At 69.0% G+C, this 26,408-nt stretch carries 25 protein-coding genes; 11 read left to right on the top strand and 14 right to left on the bottom strand.

Features of this window, described 5'->3' with window-relative positions:
• Positions 1 to 23: 23 nt before the first annotated feature.
• Positions 24 to 1,928 (bottom strand): 1-deoxy-D-xylulose-5-phosphate synthase, encoded by a 1,905-nt coding sequence (gene dxs, locus ABGA98_RS10910; protein ID WP_347618343.1) that lies wholly within the window; start codon positions 1,926 to 1,928, stop codon positions 24 to 26.
• Positions 1,929 to 2,138: 210 nt separating this feature from the next.
• Here dxs and ABGA98_RS10905 point away from each other — a divergent pair, with 210 nt between their 5' ends.
• Positions 2,139 to 2,948 carry a neutral zinc metallopeptidase gene (locus ABGA98_RS10905; protein ID WP_347618085.1) on the top strand — a complete coding sequence of 270 codons (810 nt, stop codon included), beginning with the start codon at positions 2,139 to 2,141 and terminating at the stop codon, positions 2,946 to 2,948.
• Between the two features lie 43 nt (positions 2,949 to 2,991).
• Positions 2,992 to 3,714, top strand: coding sequence for a neutral zinc metallopeptidase (locus tag ABGA98_RS10900; protein ID WP_347618084.1), 723 nt, complete (start codon positions 2,992 to 2,994; stop codon positions 3,712 to 3,714).
• 20 nt (positions 3,715 to 3,734) lie between these two features.
• Here ABGA98_RS10900 and ABGA98_RS10895 read toward each other — a convergent pair whose 3' ends face one another.
• Genes ABGA98_RS10895 through ABGA98_RS10880 form a run of 4 tightly spaced genes read right to left on the bottom strand, consistent with a single transcriptional unit; the run spans position 3,735 to position 8,166 of the window.
• Positions 3,735 to 4,937, bottom strand: coding sequence for an ROK family transcriptional regulator (locus tag ABGA98_RS10895; protein ID WP_347618083.1), 1,203 nt, complete (start codon positions 4,935 to 4,937; stop codon positions 3,735 to 3,737).
• A gap of 35 nt (positions 4,938 to 4,972) precedes the next feature.
• A complete protein-coding gene (locus ABGA98_RS10890) occupies positions 4,973 to 6,235 on the bottom strand; it encodes an ABC transporter permease (protein ID WP_347618082.1) in 1,263 nt (420 codons plus the stop codon).
• Positions 6,232 to 6,996 carry an ATP-binding cassette domain-containing protein gene (locus ABGA98_RS10885; RefSeq protein WP_347618081.1) on the bottom strand — a complete coding sequence of 255 codons (765 nt, stop codon included), beginning with the start codon at positions 6,994 to 6,996 and terminating at the stop codon, positions 6,232 to 6,234. Before ABGA98_RS10885 ends, ABGA98_RS10890 begins: the two co-directional genes overlap by 4 nt.
• 57 nt (positions 6,997 to 7,053) lie before the next feature.
• Positions 7,054 to 8,166: a substrate-binding domain-containing protein gene (locus tag ABGA98_RS10880; protein WP_347618080.1), complete on the bottom strand. Its 1,113-nt coding sequence runs from the start codon at positions 8,164 to 8,166 to the stop codon at positions 7,054 to 7,056.
• A 175-nt stretch (positions 8,167 to 8,341) separates the two neighbouring features.
• On the opposite strand from ABGA98_RS10880, the gene ABGA98_RS10875 reads away from it, so the two are divergent.
• Positions 8,342 to 8,887 carry a GrpB family protein gene (locus tag ABGA98_RS10875; RefSeq protein ID WP_347618079.1) on the top strand — a complete coding sequence of 182 codons (546 nt, stop codon included), beginning with the start codon at positions 8,342 to 8,344 and terminating at the stop codon, positions 8,885 to 8,887.
• A gap of 200 nt (positions 8,888 to 9,087) precedes the next feature.
• Here the strand turns inward: ABGA98_RS10875 and ABGA98_RS10870 are convergent, their stop codons facing one another.
• Positions 9,088 to 9,786 (bottom strand): sulfite exporter TauE/SafE family protein, encoded by a 699-nt coding sequence (locus ABGA98_RS10870; RefSeq protein WP_347618078.1) that lies wholly within the window; start codon positions 9,784 to 9,786, stop codon positions 9,088 to 9,090.
• A gap of 137 nt (positions 9,787 to 9,923) precedes the next feature.
• Between ABGA98_RS10870 and ABGA98_RS10865 the strand changes: the two genes are divergently transcribed.
• The 3 genes from ABGA98_RS10865 to ABGA98_RS10855 all read left to right on the top strand — a co-directional run bounded on the left by ABGA98_RS10865 (position 9,924) and on the right by ABGA98_RS10855 (position 11,610).
• A complete protein-coding gene (locus tag ABGA98_RS10865; RefSeq protein ID WP_347618077.1) occupies positions 9,924 to 10,259 on the top strand; it encodes a hypothetical protein in 336 nt (111 codons plus the stop codon).
• Positions 10,231 to 10,554: a type II toxin-antitoxin system PemK/MazF family toxin gene (locus ABGA98_RS10860; protein ID WP_347618076.1), complete on the top strand. Its 324-nt coding sequence runs from the start codon at positions 10,231 to 10,233 to the stop codon at positions 10,552 to 10,554. Before ABGA98_RS10865 ends, ABGA98_RS10860 begins: the two co-directional genes overlap by 29 nt.
• A gap of 324 nt (positions 10,555 to 10,878) precedes the next feature.
• On the top strand, positions 10,879 to 11,610 hold the full coding sequence (locus tag ABGA98_RS10855) for a hypothetical protein (protein ID WP_347618075.1): 732 nt from the start codon (positions 10,879 to 10,881) through the stop codon (positions 11,608 to 11,610).
• A 28-nt stretch (positions 11,611 to 11,638) separates the two neighbouring features.
• Here the strand turns inward: ABGA98_RS10855 and ABGA98_RS10850 are convergent, their stop codons facing one another.
• The 3 genes from ABGA98_RS10850 to ABGA98_RS10840 all read right to left on the bottom strand — a co-directional run bounded on the left by ABGA98_RS10850 (position 11,639) and on the right by ABGA98_RS10840 (position 16,844).
• On the bottom strand, positions 11,639 to 12,670 hold the full coding sequence (locus tag ABGA98_RS10850) for a hypothetical protein (RefSeq protein WP_347618074.1): 1,032 nt from the start codon (positions 12,668 to 12,670) through the stop codon (positions 11,639 to 11,641).
• A 294-nt stretch (positions 12,671 to 12,964) separates the two neighbouring features.
• Positions 12,965 to 15,706 carry an aconitate hydratase AcnA gene (gene acnA / locus ABGA98_RS10845; RefSeq protein ID WP_347618073.1) on the bottom strand — a complete coding sequence of 914 codons (2,742 nt, stop codon included), beginning with the start codon at positions 15,704 to 15,706 and terminating at the stop codon, positions 12,965 to 12,967.
• Positions 15,707 to 16,115: 409 nt separating this feature from the next.
• Entirely contained in the window at positions 16,116 to 16,844 is a 729-nt protein-coding gene (locus ABGA98_RS10840; protein WP_347618072.1) for a metal-dependent hydrolase, read from the bottom strand.
• Positions 16,845 to 17,154: 310 nt separating this feature from the next.
• On the opposite strand from ABGA98_RS10840, the gene ABGA98_RS10835 reads away from it, so the two are divergent.
• The 3 genes from ABGA98_RS10835 to ABGA98_RS10825 all read left to right on the top strand — a co-directional run bounded on the left by ABGA98_RS10835 (position 17,155) and on the right by ABGA98_RS10825 (position 19,547).
• On the top strand, positions 17,155 to 17,880 hold the full coding sequence (locus ABGA98_RS10835) for a PadR family transcriptional regulator (protein ID WP_347618071.1): 726 nt from the start codon (positions 17,155 to 17,157) through the stop codon (positions 17,878 to 17,880).
• 56 nt (positions 17,881 to 17,936) lie between these two features.
• Positions 17,937 to 18,413, top strand: coding sequence for a DUF1707 domain-containing protein (locus tag ABGA98_RS10830; protein WP_347618070.1), 477 nt, complete (start codon positions 17,937 to 17,939; stop codon positions 18,411 to 18,413).
• A 192-nt stretch (positions 18,414 to 18,605) separates the two neighbouring features.
• Positions 18,606 to 19,547 carry an NAD(P)-dependent oxidoreductase gene (locus ABGA98_RS10825; protein WP_347618069.1) on the top strand — a complete coding sequence of 314 codons (942 nt, stop codon included), beginning with the start codon at positions 18,606 to 18,608 and terminating at the stop codon, positions 19,545 to 19,547.
• A gap of 30 nt (positions 19,548 to 19,577) precedes the next feature.
• Here ABGA98_RS10825 and ABGA98_RS10820 read toward each other — a convergent pair whose 3' ends face one another.
• From ABGA98_RS10820 to ABGA98_RS10800, 5 genes are all read right to left on the bottom strand, one after another.
• The gene (locus tag ABGA98_RS10820; RefSeq protein WP_347618068.1) at positions 19,578 to 20,456 is read right to left on the bottom strand and encodes an ATP-binding cassette domain-containing protein; all 879 of its coding nucleotides are present in this window, start codon (positions 20,454 to 20,456) and stop codon (positions 19,578 to 19,580) included.
• The gene (locus ABGA98_RS10815) at positions 20,456 to 21,397 is read right to left on the bottom strand and encodes an ABC transporter ATP-binding protein (RefSeq protein WP_347618067.1); all 942 of its coding nucleotides are present in this window, start codon (positions 21,395 to 21,397) and stop codon (positions 20,456 to 20,458) included. The genes ABGA98_RS10820 and ABGA98_RS10815 overlap by 1 nt, the downstream gene beginning before the upstream one ends.
• On the bottom strand, positions 21,394 to 22,278 hold the full coding sequence (locus ABGA98_RS10810) for an ABC transporter permease (protein ID WP_347618066.1): 885 nt from the start codon (positions 22,276 to 22,278) through the stop codon (positions 21,394 to 21,396). Before ABGA98_RS10810 ends, ABGA98_RS10815 begins: the two co-directional genes overlap by 4 nt.
• Positions 22,275 to 23,270 (bottom strand): ABC transporter permease, encoded by a 996-nt coding sequence (locus ABGA98_RS10805; protein ID WP_347618065.1) that lies wholly within the window; start codon positions 23,268 to 23,270, stop codon positions 22,275 to 22,277. Before ABGA98_RS10805 ends, ABGA98_RS10810 begins: the two co-directional genes overlap by 4 nt.
• A 72-nt stretch (positions 23,271 to 23,342) precedes the next feature.
• Positions 23,343 to 25,100: an ABC transporter substrate-binding protein gene (locus ABGA98_RS10800; protein ID WP_347618064.1), complete on the bottom strand. Its 1,758-nt coding sequence runs from the start codon at positions 25,098 to 25,100 to the stop codon at positions 23,343 to 23,345.
• A gap of 59 nt (positions 25,101 to 25,159) precedes the next feature.
• On the opposite strand from ABGA98_RS10800, the gene ABGA98_RS10795 reads away from it, so the two are divergent.
• Entirely contained in the window at positions 25,160 to 25,285 is a 126-nt protein-coding gene (locus ABGA98_RS10795; RefSeq protein ID WP_347618063.1) for a hypothetical protein, read from the top strand.
• 321 nt (positions 25,286 to 25,606) lie between these two features.
• A complete protein-coding gene (locus ABGA98_RS10790) occupies positions 25,607 to 26,404 on the top strand; it encodes a CAP domain-containing protein (RefSeq protein ID WP_347618062.1) in 798 nt (265 codons plus the stop codon).
• Positions 26,405 to 26,408 lie beyond the last annotated feature (4 nt).

Below are 26,408 nucleotides of genomic sequence, written 5' to 3'. Positions count from 1 at the left end.
GCCGAGGTCAGCCCCCGAGGTGCTCAGTGGCGGGCGGGCTCGGCGGCCTGGGCGCGTTTGGCGACCGCCTCGGTGATCTGGCGGGCGAGGTCCTGACCGGTGAGGCCGATCCGGCCGAGGATGGCGGCCCGCTTGGCGTGGTCGAGGAACTCCTGCGGGATGCCGAAGGTGCGGACGGGCACGTCGACGTCGGCGTCGCGCAGGAGCCGGGCCACGGCGTCGCCCACGGCGCCCACCCGGCCGTTGTCCTCGACGACGGCCACCAGTTTGTGTTCCTTCGCCGCGGGGACGAGCGCCTCGTCGAGAGGCTTGACCCAGCGGGGGTCGACCACGGTCGTCGCGATGCCCTGGGCGTCGAGCAGGACCGCCGCGTCCATGCAGACCTGCGCCATCGGGCCCACGCCGACCAGCAGCACGTCGGGCTCGGCCGCGGGCTCGCCCTCCGGGTCGCCCTTCGGGGCGCGCAGCACGTCCATCTCGCCCAGCCGGCCCACCGCGTCGAGCGCCTCGGCGACCGGACCCTTGGGGAAACGCAGCACGGTCGGGCCGTCGGAGACCTCCACGGCCTCGCGCAGCAGTTCGGTCAGCCGGTCGCCGTCGCGCGGCACCGCGACCCTGAGCCCGGGCACCACCTGGAGGATGGACAGGTCCCACATGCCGTTGTGGCTGGCGCCGTCGTCGCCCGTGACGCCCGCCCGGTCGAGCACGACGGTGACCGGGAGCCGGTGCAGGGCGACGTCCATGAGGAGCTGGTCGAACGCGCGGTTGAGGAAGGTGGCGTAGACGGCCACCACCGGGTGCATGCCGCCGAGGGCGAGCCCGGCGGCGCTGGTGAGCGCGTGCTGCTCGGCGATGCCGACGTCGTAGATGCGGTCGGGGTAGGCCTCGGCGAACGCGTTGAGGCCCGTCGGGTGGAGCATGGCCGCGGTGATCGCGACCAGGTCGTCGCGCTCCTTGCCGAGCCGGACGAGCTCCTCGCTGAACACGTTGGTCCAGATGCGGCCCTTGGGCTTCTCCGCGCCGGTGAGCCGGTCGAAGGCGCCGGGCGAGTGGAACTGGTCCTCGTCGTGGTCTTCCGCGGGCGCGTAACCGCGGCCCTTCTGGGTGAGCGCGTGCACGATGACGGGGCCGCGGAAGCCGCGGGCCTTGCGCAGGGCGGCCTCCATGGCCTGCTCGTCGTGGCCGTCGATGGGCCCGACGTATTTCAGGCCGAGGTCCTCGAACATCACCTGCGGCGCGATGACGTCCTTGACGCCCTTCTTGAAGCCGTGGAGCGCGTCGTAGAGGACGGGAACGTTGCCGATCTTGTCTTTGACGTATTCGAGCACGTCCTCGTAGTGGCGGTTGACGCGCAGCGAGGACAGGTGGGAGGCCAGGCCGCCGATGGTGGGCGAGTAGGAGCGGCCGTTGTCGTTGACCACGATGACGACGGGCAGGTCCTTGGCGGCGGCGATGTTGTTGAGCGCCTCCCAGGCCATGCCGCCGGTCAGGGCGCCGTCGCCGATCACCGCGACGACCGTGCGGTCGCGCTCGCCGCGCAGCTTGAACGCCTTGGCCAGGCCGTCGGCGTAGGACAGCGCGGTCGAGGCGTGGGAGTTCTCGACGAAGTCGTGGTCGGACTCGGCCCGGCTCGGATAGCCCGACAGGCCGCCCTCCTGCTTGAGGGCGTCGAACCCGGACGCGCGGCCGGTGAGGAGCTTGTGCACGTACGCCTGGTGGCCGGTGTCCCAGACGACGGGGTCGTCCGGCGAGTCGAAGACCCGGTGCACGGCGATGGTCAGCTCGACCACGCCGAGGTTGGGGCCGAGGTGGCCGCCGTACTTCGCGCACGAGTCGACGAGCAGGTCACGGATCTCCCCCGCGAGCCGCGGCAACTCCTCCACAGTGAGCCGTTTGACGTCCTGCGGTCCCTTTACCGAGCCCAGCAACCCGCTCACGGATCCGACTCCCCTCTGCTCTTGTCCGCCGATTCCCCGAGTGTAGTTCGCGGACGCCTCACTGACTCCATCGAGTCAAACCCACCCCGGTATATCCGATCTTGACCTACTCTTTCGGTACCTATGAACTCCGTCCCCAAAACTAAACTCACAGCACTTGCGGCGGCCACGCTCGCTCTTGCCCTGGCAGCAGCAGGTCTGGTGCTCGTTCTGGTGGACGTGACCATGTCGGAGGACGGGTTACGCAACGGGGCCCAGCAGCTGGCCGCCCCACCGTCCCGGGCTTCGGGCCGGGAGGGCGGGGCACCCGACCTCGACCGGGCGACGGCGACACGAAATCCGCTCTACAGGACCGGGCGGCTCACCGACGTGAACTGCCGCCCCGGCACCCTGCCTGCCAGGAGCATCACCGCGTACCGGCGCTTTCTGACCCGCGTGACCGCGTGCCTGAACCGGGTGTGGAGCGCGCAGTTCCGCAAGGCGGAGATGACCTTCACCAAACCGCGTCTGCGCATCATCACTCGGAAAGTCAAGACGCCCTGCGGGGTGTGGAACGCCGGCGCCGACGGCGTCTACTGCTCCACCGACCGCACCATGTACCTGATGATCAGCAAGGACCAGCTGCGCAACCCGTTCCCGCTCGGGATCACCCGGTTGATCGCCCACGAGTACGGCCACCACGTCCAGCAGATCTCCGGCATCTGGACCTACTACTGGACGGCCAGGACCCTGGCGGGCAAGGCCGGGCGGCTGCAGCTCTCGCGCAAGTCCGAGCTCCAGGCGGAGTGTTTCTCCGCCGCCTTCATGAGCACCATGCGGGGCTCGGACCTGGTCTCCGACGCCGACTGGGCCTACACCGTGGAGTGGTTCAGGAAGAACGGCGCCAAGGGCTGGCCCCAGAACGACCACGGCAGAGGGCCCACGCAGGCGGCCTGGATGTCACGCGGGTTCGAACGCGGCACGCCCGGCGCGTGCAACACCTGGGCCTCCGCGTCACGTAACGTACGATGATCTATGATCCGGCATCGTGCGCGTATCCCACTTAGCGGTAACCATGTGCATGGTCGCGGGCCTGCTCCTTCCGAGCCCCGCCCGCGCGGCGCAACGCAGCGCGCACGCCGGGCTCTCCGGCGAGATGAGCGGAACGGTCATGCCGCTGGAGTGCGACGTCCCGGCGATCCGGCCGGGCAGCGTGGCCTCGCTCAGGTCGTTCCACCGCGCGATGGCCGACTGCGCCGACCGGTTCTGGGCCGTCACGTTCGCCGTGGCCGGCCTGGCCTACACCTCGCCCCGGGTCACGATCACGACGGGAACCGACTCGGTGTGCGGCAAGATCACCGGTAACGGCGCGCAGTACTGCCCCGAGCAGCGGACGATCGCCGTCCGGATCATGCGGCACGAGCTGCGTGACCCGTTCAGGATGAACATCGCCCACTCCATCGCCCACGAGTGGGGACACCACGTGCAGCAGCTGACCGGCGTGCTCGGCGCGCACGAAGCGCTCTACCAGCGGGCCTCGGCGCGCGCGCGGACCCTGCTGAGCCACCGGCTGGAGATGCAGGCCGAATGTTACGCGGGTGTCTTCTACAGCGCCGCGCTGGACTCGATCGACCCCGGCATCGAGTGGGAGACGTGGACCGAGGCGGTGAGCGGAGCGGACGAGAGCACGACCCACGGCAAGCCAGGCAACCTGGCGCTCTGGCAGGACCGCGGCTTCCGCGGCGGGGCGACCGGCTTCTGCGACACCTGGACGGCGGGCGACTCCCAGGTCACCTGACCCTTCGGCCGCGGCGGTCCTCAGGCGTTGGCGCGGGCCAGCACCTCCAGCGGGTCGGACAGGACGTGGGCGAAGGCGAGCTCGGCCGCCCCCACCAGGGTGGCGGCGTCGCCCAGGGCCGACGTGCGCAGCCGCAGCCGATCACGCTGCGGCGCCATCGCGTGCAGCGTGAGCTGCGTGCGCACCTGCGCCGCCGAACCGAGATAGATCTCCCGCAACATCCCGCCGAAGATCACCATTTCCGGGTTGAAGATGTTCACCAGGTTCGCGACGCCGAGCCCGAGCCATTCGCCGACCCGCTTCAGGCCCTCCTGCGCCCCGATGTCACCCCGGTCGGCGGCGTCCACCACGGCCCTGACCGCGTCCCTGCCCTGCTGCGCGCCGAACCGGCCGGCCGACTCCAGCAGCGCCCGCTCTCCCACCTCCGCCTCCAGGCAACCGCTGGAGCCGCAGCCGCAGGCGCGGCCGCCCGGGTTGACGACCATGTGGCCGACCTCCCCGCCATAGCCGTCGTGGCCGCCCAACAGGTGGCCGCCCGCGATGATCCCGCCGCCGATGCCGACGTCGCCGTGGAGGTAGATGAGGTCCTTGACGGCGACGCCGACCCCGCGGCTGTGCTCGGCGAGGGCGGCCAGGTTGGCGTCGTTGCCCACGCTGACGGGCAGCCCCAGGCCCAGTCTGCGGCCCAGCTCCTCGCCGAACGGCACCTCCCCGTCCATGAGGTTGGGGCCGAACGTGACCACGCCGTCGGCCTTGCGCACGCCGCCCGACACGGCCGCCGCCGCGCCGACGCACACGGTGTCGGCCCTGGTCTTGCGCCGCATCTGCCGGGCGAACCCGGACAACGTCGCGGCCAGCTCGTCCAGCTTGAACCGGCCGCGGTCCCGCGGAACCTCCCTGCGGTCGAGGATCACCCCGCCCAGCCCGACGCGGGCCGCCGCGAGCCGGTCGGGGCCCACGTCGAAGGCGAACACGTAGACCCGCGCCGACTCGGGCCGCACCACGAGCGAGGGCCGCCCGGCACGGCCCGTCTCGCGCGGCAGCTCCTCGCGTACCAGCCCCGCGGCGGTGAGGTCGGAGGTCAGAGCCATGATGGTGCTCCGGTTGAGCCCCATCCTCGAGGTGAGTTCGGCGCGCGAGATCGGCCCGCCCAGATGAACATGCCGGAGCAGCGCGCCGAGGTTGTGGCGTCTGATGTCCTCTTGAGAGGGTCCGGCACGCATGGTCTGGGGTTCCTTCAGGGGCTGCGAGTCGCTGATCACCTTAAACCAGCGGCGGCCGCCCGCTTGCGCGCCATGGCGTCGACACCCGCGGCGAGCAGCAGGACGGACCCGGTGACCAGGTATTTCACACTCGCTCCATACCCCATCAGGCCCATGCCGTTCTCGATCACGGCCACCACGGCGCCGCCCATCACGGCGTCCAGCACCCTGCCCTTGCCTCCGAACAGGCTCGTGCCGCCGATGACGGCCGCGCCGACGGCGTACAGCAGGACGGAGCTGCCGCCCGTGTTCGGGTCGACGGAGCTGGCCCTGGACGCGGCCACGATCCCGCCGATCGCCGCCATCGAGGAGCAGATCACGAAGGCACTGATCTTGAGCCGGTCGACCGGGATGCCCGCTCTCCTCGCGGCCTCGGCGTTGCCGCCGACCGCGTACAGGTGCCGGCCGAACGCGGTGCGGCGCAGCACCACGGTCCAGACGACCAGCAACACCAGGATGAGCGGCACCACGATCGGCACGCCCGTGAGCGAGACGAGCTCGGGGTTGCGGCTGCGCTCCAGGTTGAGCGCGAAGACCGCGAGCCCGGCGAACAGCGCCAGCATGCCCACCCGGAACGCGATCAACGACATCGGGTCGGCGGTCAGGCCGCGCTTGGCGCGGGTCCTGGCCCGCCTGAGCTGCACGCCCGCGAAGACCGCCACGCAGAACGCGTAGAGCGCCCAGCCCAGCCACGGCGGCAGGTTCCTGTTCGCGATGGCGACGATCACGCTGTCCCTGATGGAGATGTTCGTGCCCTCGTCGACCAGGACCAGGACCAGGCCCTGGAAGGCGAGGAACGCCGCCAGCGTCACCACGAACGACGGTATGCCCACCTTGGCGACCAGGGTGCCGAGCACCGTGCCGATGAGCACGCCGGTGACGATGGCGGCCGCCACGCACACGTACCAGGGCAGGCCCGCGCTGGTCAGCGTGACGGCGAGCACCGCCGCGCACACACCGCTGGCGAAACCGGCCGACAGGTCGATCTCACCGAGCAGCAGCACGAACACCAGCCCCATCGCGATCAGCGTGATCGCGGCGCCCTGGGTGAACAGGTTGGCGAAGTTGATCGCGGTGACGAACGAGGGCCGCGCGACCGCGAAGACCGCGCAGAGCGCCACCAGGCCGAGCACGGCCGGCAGCGCGCCCATGTCGCCGCCGCGCACCCGCTGGACGTAGGCGAGGAAACTGCTGCCGATCGACGGTGACTGCGACGCCGCGACGATCGCCTCGCCGGGTAGTTCCTTGACCTTGTTCATGGCGTGACCCCGTTCTTGAGGCCGAGATCGCCGCTGCGGCCGGAGGTGATCAGTTCGACGACCTGCGCGTGCGTCACGTCGGCGGTCTTGACCTGCGCGGCCATCCTGCCGAGGTAGAGCGCCGCGATCCGGTCGGAGACGGCGAACACGTCGTTCATGTTGTGCGAGATGAGCACGACGGCCAGCCCGGTGTCGGCCAGCCTGCGCACCAGTTCGAGCACCTGCGCGGTCTGGGCCACGCCCAGGGCCGCGGTCGGCTCGTCGAGGATGACGACCTTGCTGTTCCACAGCACGGCCTTGGCGATGGCCACGGTCTGCCGCTGCCCGCCGGACAGGCTGGAGACCTGCTGCCTGATGGACTTCACCGTGCGCACGGACAGGCTGCTGAGGGTGCGCTCGGCCAGTTCCTCCATGCTGTCCTCGTCGAGCAGAGGGCCGCGCCTGCGCTCCCTGCCGAGGAACATGTTCTGGACGATGTCGAGGTTGTCGCACAGGGCGAGGTCCTGGTACACGATCTCGATGCCCAGCTCGCCCGCGTCGCGCGGGCTGTGGACCTGGACCGGGCGGCCGTCGAAGTGGATCTCGCCGTCGTCGATCGGGTAGATGCCGCCGACGCACTTGACGAGCGTCGACTTGCCGGCGCCGTTGTCGCCCACCAGCGCCGTGACCTCGCCGGCGTACGCCGAGAGCTCGACCTTGTGCAGGACCTTCACCGGGCCGAAGCTCTTGTCTATCCCGCGCACTTCAAGGAGGGGGGTCATGGGGCTCCCTAAGGGAGGGCACGGCCGCGCTCGTGGCGCGGGCCGTACCCCTTGTTCTTATTCGATTCCTGCCTCGGTGCACTTCTCGGCGAAGTCACCCGTGCACAGCTCCTCCTTGGTCACGAAGCCGTCGGCCACCACGTCCTTGACGTTGTCGAAGTAGATGGCCTGCGGCTCCATGAGCTCGGCGGGCACGTCCTGGCCGCTCTCCGGGTCCTTGACGCTGCTGCTCGCCGTGGGCTTCTCACCCTTGGCCAGCGCCACCGCGAGCTTGGCCGCGGCGTCGGCCTCCTTCTTGACGGCCTTGTAGACGGTCATGCACTGGTCGCCGGCGAGGATGTTCTGCAGGCCCTGGACGGTGGCGTCCTGGCCGGTGACCGGCACCTTGCCGTTGAGGTTGTTCTTCTTCAGCACGGTGATGGCGGCGTTGCCGAGGCCGTCGTTGGCGGCCAGCACCCCGGCGATCTTGGGCTGCTGGGTCAGCATCTGCTCGAAGATCGTCCCGGCCTGGGTGTTGTCCCAGTCGGGCACCGACTGCTCCGGCCCCTTGACGTACTCGCCGGCGTCGAACTTGGGCTTGAGCACCCCGTCGTACCCGGCCTTGAACAGGGTGGCGTTGTTGTCCGTCGGCGAGCCGTTGAGGTAGGCGACGATCGGCTTGTCCGCCTTCTTGTCGGTCAGGCACTTGGCCAGGCCCTCGCCCTGGAGCTGGCCCACTTTGGTGTTGTCGAAGCTGACGTAGTACGCGGCGCCGCCGCCGAGCGTCAGCCGGTCGTAGTCGATGGTGGCCACGCCCTGCGACCTGGCCTTGTCGATGACCGTCTTGCCGGTGCCGCTGTCCAGATTGACGATCATCAGGACGGTGGCGCCGTTGGTGATCATCTGGTCGGCGATGGTCTGGAACGCCGTCTTGTCGTTCTGGGCGTTCTGGATGTCGTACTGGACGCCGGCGGCCTTGAACGCCTCTTCGAGGTACTTGCGGTCCGCCGTCTCCCACCGGGCCGAGGACTTGCTGTCCGGCAGGATGACGCCGATCTTGCCCGCCGGCGCCGCTGAGGCGGTGGCGGAGGCCGTCGTCGACGTGGTCTGACCGCTTTCGCCCCCGCAGGCGGTGAGACCGAGAGCGAGCGCGGCTGCCGCGGCGGTCAGGCTGAGGATCCCCTTGCGCATGGTGCAGGGTCCTTTCTTCCGGAGGGGCCCGGATGAATGTTGTTTGCGGCAACGTATTCCGGGATCGCCTGCTTTGGAAGACCCAGTAGCGCGGTAGTTTGTTGTTTCTGGTAACAATCAGGAAACGCGGAAGACGACGGTGGCGCGCCGGGTGGGGATCGGCGACGATCGGGACATGGCAGATCCGGTCGAGATCGTCGACCACGACCCGGGCTGGGCCGCGGCCTTCGCCGCGCTCGGCCGGACGATGCGCGGCGCGCTCGGCTCCGTCGCGGTGCGGATCGACCACATCGGGTCGACGTCGGTGCCCGGCCTGGCCGCCAAGCCCGTGCTCGACGTGCAGATCGCGGTGCGCTCGTTCGAACCGCTGGAGGCGTACAAGGGCCCGCTGGAGCGGATCGGGCTGGTCCACCGGGCGGGCAATCCGGAGCTGACCAAACGTTACTTCCGCGAGACGCCAGGACATCGCAGGACCCACGTCCACGTGCGCGAGCACGGCAGCTTCTCCCAGCAACTGCCGCTGCTGTTCCGCGACTACCTGCGCGCACACCCCGAGGCCGCGGCCGCGTTCGCCGAGGCGAAACGGCGGTGCGCCGACCGGTTCCGCGACGCGCGGCAGGAGTACGTCGCGGCCAAGGAGCCGTACGTGTGGGACATCGTGCGCCGCGCCAACGCCTGGGCCCAGCGCACCGGCTGGCACCCCGGCCCGAGCGACGCGTAACCCGCCGGCCGGGGCGTCCTGGCGCATGAGCGACGCCCAAGCCGACCGCCGGCGTCCCCGCCCCGAGCGACACCTGCGCCGCCCGGCAGTGCCCTCGGCGCACGAGCGGGACCTGAGCCGACCGCCGGCGTCCGAGGCGTGCCGGTGAGGTCTGGGCACGCCGGCGTCCCGGCGAGAGCAGCGCGGAAGCCCCTGCGCCGTCACGGTGGGTTGATGACGACGTTCTGGACGATCAGGGCCAGCGCCGAGGCGGTCGCCACCATCAGCACGGCCATCCGCGCCCTGCCTCCGTCGAGGTAGCGTCGCAGCGGCCCTGACGCCAGGAACCCGAGCACCATGGGCACGACCAGTGCCGCGCCCGTCGCCAGGGCCCGCGCGGGCAACTCGCCCACCAGTGCCAGGATCGCCAGCGACTGCAGCGCGCTCAGGCAGAAGAACATCGCGAGCGTCGCCCTGATCTGCGGGCCCTTGGCGCTCTGGTACACCAGCGCGATGGGCGGCCCGCCGATGCCCGTGGCGGTGCCGGTGACACCGGACACGAACCCGGCGGAGGTGAGCGTCACGCCGGTGCGCGGCACGTTCATCGCCCTGGCGGTCAGCAGCACGGCGATCACCACCATGACCGCCACGAAGACGCTCCTGTCGTATATGGATATGTAGACAATAATGAATGCGCCGATGACACTGCCCGGCACCCTGCCCAGCAGCGCGAACCCCACTCCGCGCCACTCCACCCGCCGCCATTCGACGGCCAGCGTGAACAGCGGCATCGCCAGGTTGACCACCTGGATGGCGCCCGGCATCAGGCCGGGCTCGATCATCGTCAGCACGGGCACCGCCACCAGTCCCAGCCCGAACCCCACCCCACCCTGCACGATGGCGCCCGCAAAAACCGCCAAGCCCCCAACAAACAGCAGAAACGCCGTATCAGTCACGCAGAAGAGTCAACCATCTTTACTCTCTGTTGCCATTCCTGATGTCAGAGTGATTGTCGAGATGTAGTCTTGCCCGCAGACGCCGACGTAGTGTCAGGAGTATGGCCATGAAGCCGAAGGCAACGACTATTCGCGTCAGCGTCAGAACCCGAGACAGGATCGCCGCACTCGCAAAGAAGGCAGGTGAACCCATGACCGCGATCATCGACCAGGCCATCCGGGAGATGGAGAAGAAATACCGCTGGCAGCGCGTCGCGGAGCAGATAGAGCAGACCAAACGAGAGGACCCGCAAGCCTGGGCCGACTATCTCGCTGAATCCGAGCTGGTCCAAGGCCCACGACCACGCTCCACCCGCATCGCGCCGGAGTGGGAGGGGCTCATCACATTCCCCGAGGAGAGAGATGAGGGTGATCCAGGGCGAGATCTGGCTCGCTGACCTGGGCGAACCGACCGGTCGCGAACAGGGCTACCGTCGCCCTGTGCTGGTCGTCAGCAACGATGGATTCAACGCCGCGACCGCAGTCAAAATCATTGTGCCGCTGACCACCACCGAGCGGGGATGGGACAACCACATCCCCATCAGTCGTGACGGCACCGGCCTGGAGAAGCCCAGCTGGGCCATGGTCGAACACGTCCGCAGTGTGTCACCGCAGCGGTTCACGATGCGGATTGGCATCGCTCCTGACGAGGTCGTGCGCGAAGTCACAGACTGGATCAATGACATGATTTAGAAGATTCACCGCCCGGCGAAAAAGAGCTTCGCCGGGTGGCTCTCTCATCGTGTCACACTTTGCAGATCAATAAGCTGGCGATCGTGCGATCCCTCCCGTTGACGCGTGTCCTGACCCTCGCCGCTGTCCCGGCGTCCGTCTGCCTGAACGCCCCGCCCGCGCAGGCGGCGCCCGTACGCAGCCCGTTCCCGAAGAAGGCGGACCGGCCGGCCGTGTCATCCTGTCCCAGACGCCCTCGGCGGCGGGCTCAGGGTGAAAGGGACAACCGGTCACCAACTCGGTGATCCTTCGTCTACGCTGGCGTTCATGGGCGACGAGGCAAGTATGCGATTCAGCCGCGTCAGGGAGCTGGCCAGGGAGGTCGGCAAGGCGCGCGAAGAAGTGGAGAAGGGCCGCAGGGCCCTGTCGGAGAGCCCCGACGCGGTCCCCTACGTGCCCGTGCCCATGGTCCCTGGCTCCAACGCGTTCGGCGACACGGACAACGCCGCCCCGGTCGGGTCCGCGCTCGCCAACCTCGTGGCGTCGGCCGACGGCCTGTCCGAGGTGCTCATCGGCGTGCTCGACTCCGACGAGACCAGGCTGGGCAGGGTCGTCACCGCGTTCGAGACGCTCGACGACGACATCGCCGACCGGCTCTTCGCCGACGCCGCCAAGGGTTTCGACGTCTACAGCGCCCACGTCCACAGCCACGGCCTGCACGAATATGACGACTACGTACGCACCGGCCAGATCGACACCCTGCACGAGGCCATGAACCGCGGGCCGTCGCTGCTGGGCGCCGACCTCAACGCCCCGACCCTCGACGGCGAGAACCACCAGGGCACGGGTTCCGGCGCGGCGATCGAGACTTTCCGGGACGAGGGCTACTCGGTGTATTCGCGGGGCGTGAACGACGAGGGAGAGCCCGTCGGCACCTCGCCGGTGGGTGACAAGCCGATCGATCACGTCATCAGCTCGCCCGCGCTGCCGATCAACGAGCCGCCCACCCTGACGGACAACGGCACCTCCGATCACACGGGCGGCCAGGGCGCCGACGTGGAGTTGCCCAACTGGTGACCCGCCGGGCGGGCCACCAGGCCGGCGCTCACCTCGGCTGGATCTCGACCTCCGCCACGGCGGCCGAACGGCCCTCGCCGTCCTCGATCTCGGCGTTGCCCTCGCCGGGACCGTTACCCGGCAGGGTGATGCTGCCGCCGTCGACGTCGAGCTTGATGTTCTCGGTGTCGCCGGTCGCCTGGATGTCGTCGCCCTCGCGCACCAGGACGGCGTTGCCGAACGGGGAGAAGGGGCGGTCGCCGAGGATCGGCCAGTCGTCGCTGGCCTGGTATTTGCTGCTCGCCTCCCCGAACGTGAGCTGCCACTCGTCGCCGGTGCGCTCCTCGAGCTCGCGTTCCAGCGAGCCCATGTCGACCTCGAAGACCTCCTGCAGGGTGGCGATGTCGGCGTTCTCGTCGGCGATCACCTGGGCGATGTCGTCGAGCTCGTCGGAGTCGGTGCCGCCTGCGTCACCGGGTGCGTTGCCCGCACCCTGGCCGACGTTGAGGTTGATGAGGCGGACCGAACGTGGCCGCCACTGCTCGGCTATCGCGTCGAGCTGCACCTGATAGAACTCGAGGTCTTCGCGCTTCTCGTCGAGCACGTCGTTCACCCGCCCGCGGATCTCCCTGGCCGCGCTGATCGCGCCGGAGACCAGGCCGGCCTGCTCGGAGTCGCGCGGCCGGAACGTCAGCTGCCCGTCGGCGCCGGCGGTGGAGGGCACGCCGTTGAGCTTCTCGCGCTCGGTGTCGAGGAGCCCTTGCTGGACGCGGAGCGTGGTGGCGGTGATGGCCAGCACGTTGGCGACGCCCTCCGCGTGGCTGGCGAACAGCTCGACGTCCTGGGTGAGCTTCTTGCGGTAGTCGTTGAACGAGGTGGCGGTGTCGCCCGTCCAGTGCTCCTCGGAGAACACGGTGTGGGCGGCGGAGTTGACCTTTTCCTCGGCGGAGCTCGCCCTGGACTTCACCTTCCGCCACGCGGTGGCCAGTGTGTCCAGCAGATCGGGATCCGCCTTGAGGTTCCACACGTCGGCGGTGGTGATCGGTTGAGGTGTCTGCGGACCCTCAGGTGCCTCGGCCATGAACTTCTCCGTCGCGTCGGGGGCAGCGGCTGAAGGCTTGCACACGCCTGCGACCAACCGCAAGATCACGCGCAAAGAGCGTATCGCGTAGTTCCGGGGAGCGTGTCCCCTTTCGTGCAGGTACGCGGGCCGGAAACGCGAGGAGCCGTCCGGCGGAGGGTGTTCCGCCGGACGGCTCTCAGTGTGTCGGGTGGTTCCCCCGAAACGGGCGCGTGAGGATCACGCCCAACCCCGGCGACGAGCCGGGCTCCCTCGCTCCCGGCCGGCTCTTGACCGGACGGGAGCTCGGGAAGTTCACTTGGCGAGCAACGACCGCAGAACGTACTGCATGATGCCGCCGTGCCGGTAGTAGTCGGCCTCGCCGGGCGTGTCGATGCGCACCACCGCGTCGAACTCGACGTCACCCGCCCTGACGTGCACCGTCTGCGGGATGCCGCCCTTGTTGAGCTCCTCGACGCCCGTGATGTCGAACGTCTCCTCGCCCGTCAGGCCGAGGGCCTCCGCCGAGGCGCCCTCCGGGAACTGCAGCGGGAGCACACCCATGCCGATCAGGTTGGAGCGGTGGATGCGCTCGTACGACTCGGCGATGACCGCGCGGACGCCCAGCAGCGCCGTGCCCTTGGCCGCCCAGTCACGCGAGGACCCGGAGCCGTACTCCTTGCCCGCCAGCACCACCAGCGGCGTGCCCGCGGCGGCGTAGTTGACCGAGGCGTCGTAGATGAACGACACCGGGCCGTCGGACTGGGTGAAGTCGCGGGTGTAGCCGCCCTCGGTGCCGGGGGCGATCTGGTTGCGCAGGCGGATGTTGGCGAACGTGCCCCTGATCATCACCTCGTGGTTGCCACGACGCGAGCCGTAGGAGTTGAAGTCCTTCACCTCGACCCCGTTGGCCTTCAGGTATTGGGCGGCCGGGGTCCCCACCTTGATCGAGCCGGCGGGCGAGATGTGGTCGGTGGTGACCGAGTCGCCGACCTTGACCAGCACGCGGGCGCCGGTGATGTCGGTCACCGGCTCCGGCTTCTCCGGCATGCCGTCGAAGTAGGGGGCCTTGCGGACGTAGGTCGAGTCAGGGTCCCACTCGAAGGTGTCGCCGGTCGGGATCGGCAGCGAGCGCCAGTGGTCGTCGCCCTTGAAGACGTCGGCGTAGTCGCGCTCGAACATGTCGCGCCCGATCGAGGAGTTGACCACGGCCGCGACCTCCTCCGGCGCCGGCCAGATGTCGCGCAGGTAGACCGGCTCGCCGTCGCTGCCGACGCCGAGCGGCTCGGTGTCGAGGTCGAGGTCCATGGTGCCGGCCAGCGCGTACGCGACCACCAGCGGCGGCGACGCCAGATAGTTCATCTTGACGTCGGGGTTGATCCGGCCCTCGAAGTTGCGGTTGCCCGACAGCACGGCGGCGACGGCCAGGTCGTTGGCCTGGACGGCCTCGGAGATCTCCGGCAGGAGCGGCCCCGAGTTGCCGATGCAGGTGGTGCAGCCGTAGCCGACGAGGTTGAAGCCGATCTTGTCAAGGTACGGCTGGAGCCCGGAGCGCTCGAAGTAGCCCGTGACGACCTGCGATCCGGGGGCCAGCGAGGTCTTGACCCACGGCTTGCGGGTCAGGCCCTTCTCCACGGCGTTACGGGCCAGCAGCGCCGCGCCGAGCATGACGTACGGGTTGGAGGTGTTGGTGCACGAGGTGATCGCGGCGATCGAGACGATGCCGTGGTCGATCTCGAACGAGGTGCCGTCGGCCAGCGTGACGGGCACCGGCTTGTGCGGCCGCCCGCCGTCGGCCGTGGAGTTGGAGGCGGGCGAGTCGGAGGCCGGGAAGGACTCCTTCGACGCCTCGTCGACGCCGTCCTCCACGTAGTTCTCGACGTCGTGACGCCAGGTCTGCTTGGCGGCCGACAGGGCGATGCGGTCCTGCGGGCGCTTGGGACCGGCGATGGACGGCACGACCGTGGCGAGGTCGAGCTCGATGTATTCGGAGAACTGCGGCTCGGGCGCGGCCGGGTCGAGCCAGAGGCCCTGGGCCTTGGCGTACGCCTCGACGAGGGCGATCTGCTCCTCGGAGCGCCCGGTCAGGCGGAGGTAGTCGACCGTCTGGCCGTCGATCGGGAAGATCGCGCAGGTGGAGCCGAACTCGGGGCTCATGTTGCCGATCGTGGCCCGGTCGGCCAGCGGCACGGACGCGACACCCTCGCCGTAGAACTCGACGAACTTGCCCACCACGCCGTGCTTGCGCAGCATCTCGGTGATCGTCAGGACCAGGTCGGTGGCCGTGGCCCCGGCGGGCAGCTTGCCGTTGAGCTTGAAGCCGACCACGCGCGGGATGAGCATGGAGATCGGCTGGCCGAGCATCGCGGCCTCGGCCTCGATGCCGCCGACACCCCAGCCGAGCACGCCGATGCCGTTCTCCATCGTGGTGTGGGAGTCGGTGCCGACGCAGGTGTCGGGGTAGGCCCTGTTGATGTCGCCGTCGGAGCGGGTCATGACCACGCGGGCCAGGTGCTCGATGTTGACCTGGTGGACGATGCCGGTGCCGGGCGGCACCACCTTGAACTCGTCGAAGGCGGTCTGGCCCCAGCGCAGGAACTGGTAGCGCTCGTGGTTGCGCTCGTATTCGCGCTCCACGTTGCGCTGGAAGGCGTCGGGGTGGCCGAAGTAGTCGACGATGACCGAGTGGTCGATGACCATCTCGGCGGGCGCGAGCGGGTTGATCCTGGCCGGGTCGCCGCCGAGGTCGCGCACGGCCTCGCGCATCGTGGCCAGGTCGACCACACAGGGCACGCCCGTGAAGTCCTGCATGATGACGCGCGCGGGCGTGAACTGGATCTCCACGCTCGGCGCCGCCTTCGGGTCCCATCCTCCGAGCGCCCGGATGTGGTCGGCGGTGATGTTGGCGCCGTCCTCGGTGCGGAGGAGGTTTTCCAGCAGGATCTTCAGGCTGTACGGGAGGCGCGCGGCGCCTTCGACGGCGTCCAGCCGGAAGATCTCATATGACGCGTCGCCGACGCGTAGCGTGTCACGGCTGCCGAAGCTGTTCGCGGACACGGTGGTTCGCCTCCTCCATCAGACATCTTTCAGGCTTGCGGGTGGCTCCCCGCTCCTCACGCGCTTCGCGGCTCCCGTGGTGCCGGGTCTCCACTCCGCTCGCTGCGTCGGGTTCACTCCTGCTCATGGGTCGCTCACCCTCCTCACTCACTTCGCGGGGTCCCTCCTTCGTCGGGCCCCCACTCCGCTCGCTGCGTCGGGTTCACTCCTGCTCATGAGTCGCTCACCCTCCTCACTCACTTCGCGGGGTCCCTCCTTCGTCGGGCCCCCACTCCGCTCGCTGCGTCGGGTTCACTCCCCAAATCCTGCCGCACGCGCGAACGGGTAAGCACGTTAGGTGAACCTAATTCGTGTCCGCGCGACAGGTGTCTCGACATCAAGATATCGGGAAAAGTATCTCGACATCAAGTTAAACGGGCGCCAGGCGCCAGTACAGCAGCCCGACGATGGCCACGGACAGGATCGGCGCGAGGATCTTCTGCTCGAACTTCCTGCCCGTCTTGATGCCGATCTTCCACGGCAGAACGAACTTCGCCCCCAGCGGCCACAACACGGGGCAACCGCGCTCGGTCATGCAGTCGCCGACGACGTGGATGAAACTTCCGACCCCCACGGCCAGCCCGAGCCAGGCGTAGCCCACCTCGAGAGAGAGGAAGACGGCGAAGAGCCCCGCGGTCATGCCGATGTTGATCATGATCGAACCGAGTTTGTTCCCCGGGATCCCGACGCCGATGGCGCGCAACGCCAGGCCGATGAGCAGCACGACCATGACGTCGCGCCCGATCGGATAGGTGTTGGCCAGCCAGTGCGCCCCGAACCCGATGGCCACGGCGAAGACGAGCGAGTGGGTGGCGCCGCGGTGGCCGCCGCCGAGCCATGACACGAGCTTGCTGAGCGCCCACGTGACCGGCCCGAACGTCTGCGCGATCGTCGCGTGGGGATGGTCGAGGTCGGGCAGCATCGCGGCGCCCGCACAGATGATGGCGCCGGCGATCAACTCGGCGGGACTGAGCGCGGCGGCCATGATCCCGGTTTCCACGAACCGGGTGGACTCGTTCACCAGCGGCAGTGCGGCAAGGGGCGGCGCCAGCCCCAGCCAGGCGATGGCCCCGGTCATCGCATGCGTGTGCCCCATCATGATCCGGACTGTACGGCAAAGAGGTTCTTTGCGCGGTGAGGCATGCCGGGCGACCGGGCCGTGAAGGCCCGCGACGTCGCGTCAAGCACCCGCAAACGCAGACGAGGTCGTCTCCGCGGCGACAGCACCCCCCAGCCCTGCCGACGCGGAACGACCTCGTCTGCTCTGAACAACGAGCGCCTCCCCCGACCTGTTCCCGGATTCCGCAACTTTTTCGTGATCTGGATCACACCTTTTCGTGACTTGCAGAACGACATTTCATCGATATATCTTTGACGCATCGAGAACAGATCGCGATATAGGGGGAAAAATGAGTTCAGCACAGGCAGCGGGCGGGCCCTGGCCCGGCGCCCGCGAATACAAGCGAGCGGCCCGCGAGGCGTTCAGAGCCCTGAGCGACGCGTTCGAGCAGATGGGCGGCCACCACCATCGCGGCGGCCCGCACGAGCACCGCCACCGCGGCAGGAGAGGCGGACCCGGATTCCCGTTCGACTTCGGGCGCGGCCCGTGGGGCGGTCCCGGCGGTCCCGGCGGCCCATGGGGTGGCGGGCACCGCGGCTGGGGCGGGAGGGGCCGCAAGGCCAAGCGGGGCGACGTACGCGCCGCGATCCTGGCCCTGCTCTCCGAGGAGCCGCGCAACGGCTATCAGATCATCCAGGAGATCGCCGAGCGCAGCGAGGGCGGCTGGAAGCCCAGCCCCGGCGCCGTCTATCCGGCGTTGCAGCAGCTCACCGACGAGGGTCTGGTGATCTCGGAGGAGCACGAGGGCCGCAAGGCCTACCGTCTCACCCAGGAAGGCAGCGCGTACGTCGAGACGCACGCCGACGAGGTCAGGGCCCCATGGGACGAGATGCGCCCGGACATCGACGACAACACCGCCGATCTCTGGCATATCGCTCGGCAGTCGGCCTTCGCCATGATGCAGATTCTGCAGACCGGCAGCGACGCGCAGATCCGCGAAGCGCGTAAGACTCTAGTGGAGACCCGGCGCAAGCTGTACCAGATCCTGGCCGACGACGAGCCGGGCGAGGAATGACCCCACGGATGGCCGGCGCACGCGATGGCCGGTTCGGAGAGAGCGAGGAGCCGCACATGGACCGCAACGATCTCCGCATCGGCGACGCCGAGCGCGAGCAGACGATGGCCGCCCTGCGCGAGCACTTCGCCCAGGGCCGCCTGACCCACGAGGAGCTCGAAGAGCGCCTCGACCGGACGCTGGCCGCCAAGACGGCCCGCGACCTGGCGAGCATCACGGCCGACCTCCCCGGCCCCGGCTACCGCACGCCGGCGCCGCAGCCCGACATGGGCGACCGGCGGGCGGCGATGCACGCGCATCGACAGCAGATGCAGGAGATGCGCCGCGCGCACCGCGACATGCGCCACACCCGGGGCCACCACCATCCGTGGCGGCGGCACCGCGGCCCGCACCCGATCGTGCCCCTGTTGTTCGTGGCCATGATGCTCGGGCTGTTCTTCGGCGGGTTCGGCGTCTTCAAGGTGCTGCTCGTGGTGTGGGTCGCGGCCGTGGTGGTCAGCATGGTGCGCCGCCGGTTCCACCACCGCCGCTGACCGGCCTCCCGCCTCCCGTCCCCGTCCGAGCGGTCACGTGCGCGGCCGGCGCCACTCGGCGGCCCGTTGACAACCGGAACACTGCTCCGTATCTTTCGGAACAGTGCTCCGTTTCGTGCGGAGCCCGCCGCGGCGTGAGCGTTCCCCCGCGTGCGCGGCGCGACCCAGAAGCATTCGGACGGGAGTTTCAGCATGATCTTGGTCACCGGCGGTCTCGGTTTCATCGGCTCGCACACCGTTCAAGCGCTCCTCGACATGGGTGAGGAGTGTGTGCTGCTCCAGCGCCGCAGGGCCGAGCTGCCGGCCTACCTCGCCGGCGCGAAGGTGGCGATGGAGCAGGGCGACATCACCGACCTGCCCGCTCTGCTCGACGTCGGCGAACGCCACAAGATCACCGGCATCGTGCACCTCGCCGGGTCCATGCCCTGGCCCCCCGGCGCAGGTCAGCCCGTCGAGGCAACGCGTAAGGCGATCGGCGGCCTGCTCAACGTCATGCAGGCCGCGCAGGACTGGGGGGTGAAGCGCGTCGGCGTCGCGAGCACGATCGGCGTCTACTCCGGCCTGACCGGCGCGCTCCGCGAGGACATGCCCCTGCCCATGGCGTCCTTTCACCTCATCCCGACCTTCAAGAAGATCGGTGAGCTGCTCAACGAGCATCTGGCCGGCGCCACCGGCATCGAGGTCGTCAACTACCGCATCTCGGCCACCTGGGGACCCCGTGACCCCCACGGCGCGCTGTTCTTCGCCGCCCCCGAGCTGGTCCATGCCGCCGCCCGCGGGACCGAACCGGACCTGTCGACCCTCGCCGCGCCGCCGTACGCGGAGGACTCGATCGACCTGTGCTACGTGAAGGACACCGCCCGCGCCATCGCGCTCCTCCAGCTCGCCGACCGGCTCGGCCACCGCACCTACAACGTCGCGTCCGGGCGCGCGACGTCCAACGCCGAGGTCATCGCCGCGATCAGGAAAGTGGTCCCCGACGCCCGGATCGACCTGCCCACCGGCGGAACCGGCGGGCAGACCCACCTCGACATCACCCGGCTCCGGCAGGACACCGGCTACGCGCCCGCCTACGACCCCGAGCGCGCCGCCGCCGACTACATCACCTGGCTGCGCGCGGGCAACGAGCACTGAGCGCCGCCCCGCGCTCCTCGGCGTAGTCTCCTAGGGACAGGTGTCCAGCCGGGCGCACGCCACGAAGTGCCCCGGCTCGGCCTCGACCAGGGCGCTGGCGGCCCCGCGCTCGTGGTAGACGCAGGAGTCCACGGGTGTGGCGTCGTCCCAGGCCTGGTTCATGCGCGGCACGGCCGACAGCAGCTCGCGCGTGTACGGGTGCAGCGGATCCCCGAAGACGCGGCCGGTCAGCCCCATCTCCACGACGCTCCCCCGGCGCAGCACCACGGTGCGCTCGGCGAGGTAGGTGCCGAGCGACAGGTCGTGGGTGATGTAGAGCACGCCCAGCCCTCTGGCCTTCAGCTCGGCCAGCAGGTTGAGCACGTCGATACGCGTGGAGGCGTCGAGCATGCTGGTGATCTCGTCGGCGACCAGCAGCTTGATGTCCAGCAGCAGCGCGCGGGCGATGAGCAGGCGCTGCAGCTGGCCGCCGCTGAGCTGGTGGGGGTATTTGCCGAGCACCTGGCCGGGGTTGAGCCGCACGTCGCGCAGCGCCGCCTCGACGCGCTCCGCCCACTCGGCCTGGGGGACGGCCGGGTAGTACGCCTCCTTGATCATGCTGTAGACGCGGTCGGCCTTGAACACCGGGTTGAACGAGCTGAACGGGTCCTGGAAGATGCCCTGGATGTGGCGGTAGTACTCCTTGCCCGCCCGGACGGGCCGCCCGTCGAAGCTGATCGAGCCGCGGGTGACCGGGTTCAGCCCGAGGATCATCCGGCCGATCGTGCTCTTGCCGCTTCCGCTCTCCCCGATCAGCGAGACGACCTCGCCGGGGACGACCTCGAAGCTCACCTCCCGCACGGCCGTGACGCTCTTGCCGCCGAAGGCGCCGATCCTGAATTCCTTGGTGACGTCGTCGAGTCTGAGCATCAGGCCTTCCAGCAAGCGACGTGGTGGTCGGGGGCGAGCTCGGCCACCGGCGGGTCCTGCGCGCACTCGTCCCCCGCGATCGGGCAGCGGGCGCGGAAGCGACAGCCGGCGGGCGGGTCGAGCAGCGAGGGCGGGCTCCCGGGAATGCCCTCGAGCCGGCGGTCGGCGTAGCGCACGCCGACCTCGGGCAGGGAGTCGAGCAGCAGCTTCGTGTACGGGTGGCGGGGCGCCTTGACGATCACGTCGGCCGGCGCCTTCTCGGCGAGCCTGCCCGCGTACATGACCATGATCGTGTCGGCGATGTGGTGGGTGAGCGCGATGTCGTGCGTGACGAAGATCATGCTCTTGACGTAGCCGCTCTCACGGAAGCCGAGCAGGGCGCGGGCGACGGCCTTCTGCGTGGAGACGTCGAGCGCCGAGGTGACCTCGTCGGCGATCAGCAGCGACGGGTCGAGCAGTGTGGAGATCACCATCACCATGCGCTGCTTCATGCCGCCCGACAGCTCGATCGGGTAGCGGTCGAGCACCTCGCGGGGCAGGCCGACCTGGTCCATCCGGCGCTCCAGCTCGGCGGTGTCCACCGCCGAGCCCCTGGATCTGAGCAGTTCGGTGACCATCCTGCGCAGCCTGCGGGTCGGGTTGAGCGCGCTCATGGCGTACTGCGGGATGAGGGAGACCTCGCGGAAGCGGAAGTCGTTCATCGCGCGGTCGTCGCCGATCGGCAGCTCCCGGCCGTCGAGCACGACCGTGCCGCCGACGTGGCGCATGCGCCCGTCCATGCGGATGAGGCTCTTGCCCAGGGTGCTCTTGCCGCAGCCGGACTCGCCGACCAGGCCGAGGATCTCGCCGTCGCCGAGCCCGAAGGTCATGCCGTCGAGCGCGCGCACCTCGCCCTTGAGCGTCCTGTAGTACACCCGGAGCTCGCTGACCTGCAGACTCATGTCTCCCTCAGTTTCGGGTTGAAGACCTCGTCGAGCCCGACGTTGGCGACGTACAGGGCGCCCACGATCGCCGTGATGCCGGCGCCCGGCGGCACGAACCACCACCACATGCCGAGCTGGAGGGCGCTCCACTGGTTGGCGTTCTGCAACATCAGGCCGAGCGAGACGCCCTCGGTCGGGCCGAGGCCGATGAAGTCGAGCGAGGAGGCGATGAGGATCGCGCCACCGAACAGCAGGATGAACGTCATGAACAGGTAGGAGCTCATGTTCGGCGCGATCTCCCTGGAGATGATCCGCCAGGTGCCCGATCCGCTCATCCGCGCCAGGTCCACGAACTCCCGGGTACGCAGCGAGAACGTCTGCGCCCTGATCGCCCGCGCCGCCCACGGCCACTGCGTCAGCCCGATGAACAGGCCCTGCACCGCCACGCTCCGGATGCCCAGGTAGGCGTTGATGATCAGCAGCACGGCCAGCGTGGGGATGACCAGGATGACGTTGGTCAGCATGTTGAGCACCTCGTCGACCACGCCGCCCCGGTAGCCGGCCACGAATCCCACGAGCATGCCGATGACCGCCGCGATGCCGCCGCCGATGACGCCCACGAGGAAGGTGGCGCGCAGGCCGTGCACGAACTGGAGGAAGATGTCCTGGCCGAACGTGGTGGTGCCGAGCCAGTGCTCGGCCGACGGCGGGCTCATGGGGCGGGTGCCGTAGTCGTTGGGCGTGCCGCTGACCAGCAGCGGCCCGGCCAGGCCCAGCACGAGCAGCACGGCCACGACGCCGAACCCGGCCATCAGCTTGCCGTTGCGCACGGCGAAGTGCAGCGCCTCGCGGCGCACCCCCTCCCGCTCGCGGGGCTCGGTCTCCTGGAGTGTCGTCATGCCTGCGCACCCGCCATTCCCGCCCTGGTCCGGGGATCGACCACGACATAAACGATGTCGATGATGAAGTTGGCGATCAGCACTCCGAGCACGATGAACAGGAACGTGCCCTGGAGCAGGAAGAAGTCCTGGTTCTGGATCGCCTTGAGGATCAGGCTGCCCAGGCCCGGGTAGGCGAAGACGATCTCGGTGACGAGCGCTCCCGCCACGAGCACGCCCAGTTGCAGGGCCAGGCCGGTGATCTGGGGCAGGACGGCGTTGCGGAAGGCGTACCTGCGGATGAGCCGGGCGGGCGCGCCGAGCGCCGACAGGTAGTTGGAGTAGTCGGACTCCAGCTCGTAGATGATCATGTTGCGCATGCCGATCGCCCAGCCGCCCAGCGCCACCAGGAACAACGACAGGAACGGCAGCGTCCAGTGGTGCAGCAGGTCCAGCACGAACGTCCACGACCAGTTGGGCCGCATCGAGAAGCTGTAGCCGCCCGCGACGGGGAAGAGGCCGGCGATCACGCCGAGCGCCCAGGCCAGCAGCACCGCCAGCCACATGTACGGCATGGCCGTCAGCACGTAGCCGACGGGCAGCACGGTGTTGTCGAGCAGCTTGCGCCGGGCGGCGTAGGCGCCGAACCGGTTGCCCACCACCCAGCTCAGCAGCACCGACGGGATGATCAGGCCCAGCGTGTACGGCACAGCCCCGTTGATCACGGTGCTGACCGGGGTCGGGAACAACCAGATGCTGATCCCGAAGTCGCCCCGGAACATCGCGCCCCAGAAGTTCACGTACTGCTGCCAGAGCGGCTGGTCGAAGCCGAAGAGATCGTTGTAGTAGGCCCGCATCGCCTCGACGGCCTCGGGCTGGGCGACGTTCGCCCGCGCCACCATGCTCGCCACCGGATCACCCGGCATGAAGCGCGGGATCAGCCAGTTGACCGTGACGGCGACGAAGAAGGTCAATCCGTAGATGAGCAGTTTCCTGCTGAAGTAGCGACGCACGCGTGTTCTCCGAGAGGCCCTCCGCCCCCGGCGGCCCGAGCCGCGCGGGGCGGAGGGGTGAACGGTCAGAGGTCAGGAGCCGGCGGGCTGGAGCTGGGTGAGCGTCTCGAAGCCGCCCAGCTCGAACCAGTTGCGCCACATGACGGCGCCGGTCTTGGGTGCGCTGCCCTCCGCGGCCGGCCAGTTCTTCCACGTGCTGGTGCTGTGCTGCGCCCACAGGCCGTTGTACCAGAGCGGGATGATCGGCATGTCGTCGAAGTGGATCTGCTGGAGCTGCGAGGTGATCTTCTGCATGCCGGCGGTGTCGTCGGTCCTGACCTGGTCGAGCTGCTGCACGAGGCCCCAGGCCTTCTCGTTCTCGTAGCGGGCGAAGTTGACCGTGTTCTGCTGCTTCCTGACCGGCAGCTGGAACATGTACTCGTAGTAGGTGTACGGCGAGTTGGACAGCTGGCGCTCGTTGTTGATGAGCAGGTCGAAGTCGCCCTCGGTGCGCTTCTCCACCAGGGCGTTGAAGTCGGGGAAGTCGGGCGTGATCTGGATGCCGGCGGCCTTGGCGCTGGTCGCGATCGACCGGGCCGACTCCATCCAGTCGGTCCAGCCCGACGGCACGATGAGCGTCAGGCTGATCTTGGAGCCGTCCTTGTTCTCCACGAACCCGTCGCCGTCGCCGTCCTTGTAGCCGGCGTCGGCCAGCAGCTTCTTCGCCTTGCCCGGGTCGAAGGCGAAGCCGGACGCGGACACCACGTTCTTGTCCACGTACGTGTCCCACTGCGGGAGCAGGCCCGTCGGGCTGGCCGCCTTGACGAGGTTGCCGTACACGCTCTCGACGATCTTCTTGACGTCGATCGACGAGGCCAGCGCCTTGCGGAAGGCGGGGTCGTCCATCGGCTTCTTCGTGGTGTTGGGCACCAGCCAGGCGGTGTTGGCCGACAACATGTACGGCGGCTCTTTGTAGTAGGTGGTCAGTCCGAAGTTGCCCTGCACCAGGTTGGCCACGCCGGGCAGGAAGTTGTTGCTGAGGTCGAGGCCCTTCTGCAGCAGCATGCCCATCGCGACCTCGTTGCTCGGCGTGGCGATGTCCACGATGTAGCGGGGCTTGGGCTCCATGTTGAGCGCCGTCTTGCCCCACCAGTCGTCACGCCGTTGCAGGACCACGCGGTCCTGGTCCTTGCTCATGAACGTGTACGCGCCCGTGGAGACCGGGTTGTCGTTGGTCCCGTCGAGCACCTCCTTCTCCGAGCGGTCCTTCCAGACGTGCTCGGGGACGATCGCCCGGCTGTAGAGCATGTAGTCCCACTGCTGGTAGTTGGCCTCGGAGAAGGTGAACGTCACGGTCTGGTCGTCGGTCGCCTCGACCTTCTCCAGCCAGTCCCAGAGGTTGTGGAACGGGATCGTCTCCATCTTGCCGAGCTCGAAGGTGTAGACGACGTCCTTGGCGGCGAACGGCTGGCCGTCGGACCACTTGACGCCCTGGCGGAGCTTGAGCTCGTAGGTGGTGTCATCGGTCCACGAGCCGCTCTCGGCCAGCCACGGGACGAGCTTGGCCGCGTTGGTGTCGTAGTGGAACAGCGTCTCGTACACCAGGCCCTTGGTGCCCACGGCGGAGTCCCACTCCCGGATGGGGTTGTAGTTGAGGGGCGGGCCCCACTGCGTGCCGGTGGTGTACAGGGTCTCGTTGCGCGGCAGCTGGTCGGGGTCGGCGCTGGCGGCGCCGGACTGGCCCTGTGCCTGTGAGGCCGGCGGGTTCGGCGTGGATCCGCCGCCGGTGCAGGCCGTGGCCAGCAGGCCCGCCGCCACGACCGGGATGAGGATCCGAGCCCGGATACGCATCTCTTCTCTCCTTCCTCCGCGCCGGGCGCGAAGGTTCGCACGTCTGCTAGACAACCCCGATGAGCGGCTTCGAACGGGCCCGCATCGCGTGGGAGCGCTCCCATCAGGACGGCGAGCACACTCCCGCCCGCTGGCCGGTGAGCGATCACTTCTTCAGTAGTGGTAGGCCGGCGACGGCCTGCTGAACCGGATAAGTACCGCGAACGTAAATTCCTGGTGACGCGTACGTCAAGGGCCGTGACGCTTTCGAGACGTGGTCCCGCAAACGCTCCCACTGCGGACCCGCCACGCACCGAGGCATGAAACGACCACATCAGCGGGTACGGCCTAACCGGTTCAACCGGAGACCCGGCACGGGAGGCAGCGGGGACCCCAGCTTGATCGCAACGTCGCCTCTAAAGTCACTCTGGTTTACCGGCTTTTATCGCGATTCGATGACAAATCGGTAGCTTTCCCGACAGAATGCGGTCCCATCCAGCATCTATCGCAACTGGAGGCACACCCTTATGCGTAGACCCCTTGGGGTACTCGCCGGTCTCGTGACCGTGGCGGCGCTGAGCGCGCCGCTCGGCACGGCGCAGGCCGCCACCGCATCCGAGGCCGCGTGCCGGGTGAACGTGGCCAAGCCCCGGCTCGACGACGAGGCACAGAAGATCACGTCATTCGCCGTCCGCCGCGGGTGCTTCGGCCCCGCGCTCCTCCGCATCCGCATCAAGCGCGCCGTGGAGGGACGGGATCCGGTCGTCAAGAGCGGCGCGACCAGGAACGGCCGCATCACCCTGAAGACCGACTGCCGGCCGGGCACCTATTACGCGTTCGCCACCGACTACCGCGGCCACACCGTCACGTCCAAGGCCGCCAAGCTGACGTGCGACCCGGGCGACGACGCCACTCCCCCTTCCTCGGGCGGGGTGGGCACGGCCGTGGAGAACGAGGTCGTCAAGCTGACCAACGCCGAACGCGCCAAAGGCGGCTGCGGGCCGCTCAAGCACGACCGGAAACTCCACGCCGCCGCCGTCGGCCACTCCTCCGACATGGCGGAGCAGAACAAGATGGCGCACAAACTCCCCGGACGCCCCGACCTCCGGCAGCGCATCGAGGCGGCGGGCCTCACCGGGTTCCGGGCATGGGGAGAGAACGTCGCCTGGGGCCAGCCCTCTGCGGCCTCCGTGGTGCGGGCCTGGATGAACAGCTCCGGCCACCGGGCCAACATCATGAACTGCCGCTACAACCTCATCGGTGTCGGCGCGAAGAAGGACGGCCAGGGCCGGATCTACTGGACCCAGGACTTCGTCACGAAGTGATGCC

The organism is Nonomuraea sp. B1E8 (assembly GCF_039871515.1).
GTDB lineage: Bacteria > Actinomycetota > Actinomycetes > Streptosporangiales > Streptosporangiaceae > Nonomuraea.
Note: the sequence above shows the minus strand (reverse complement) of the source record. Positions and strands in the feature narration are given on the sequence as shown.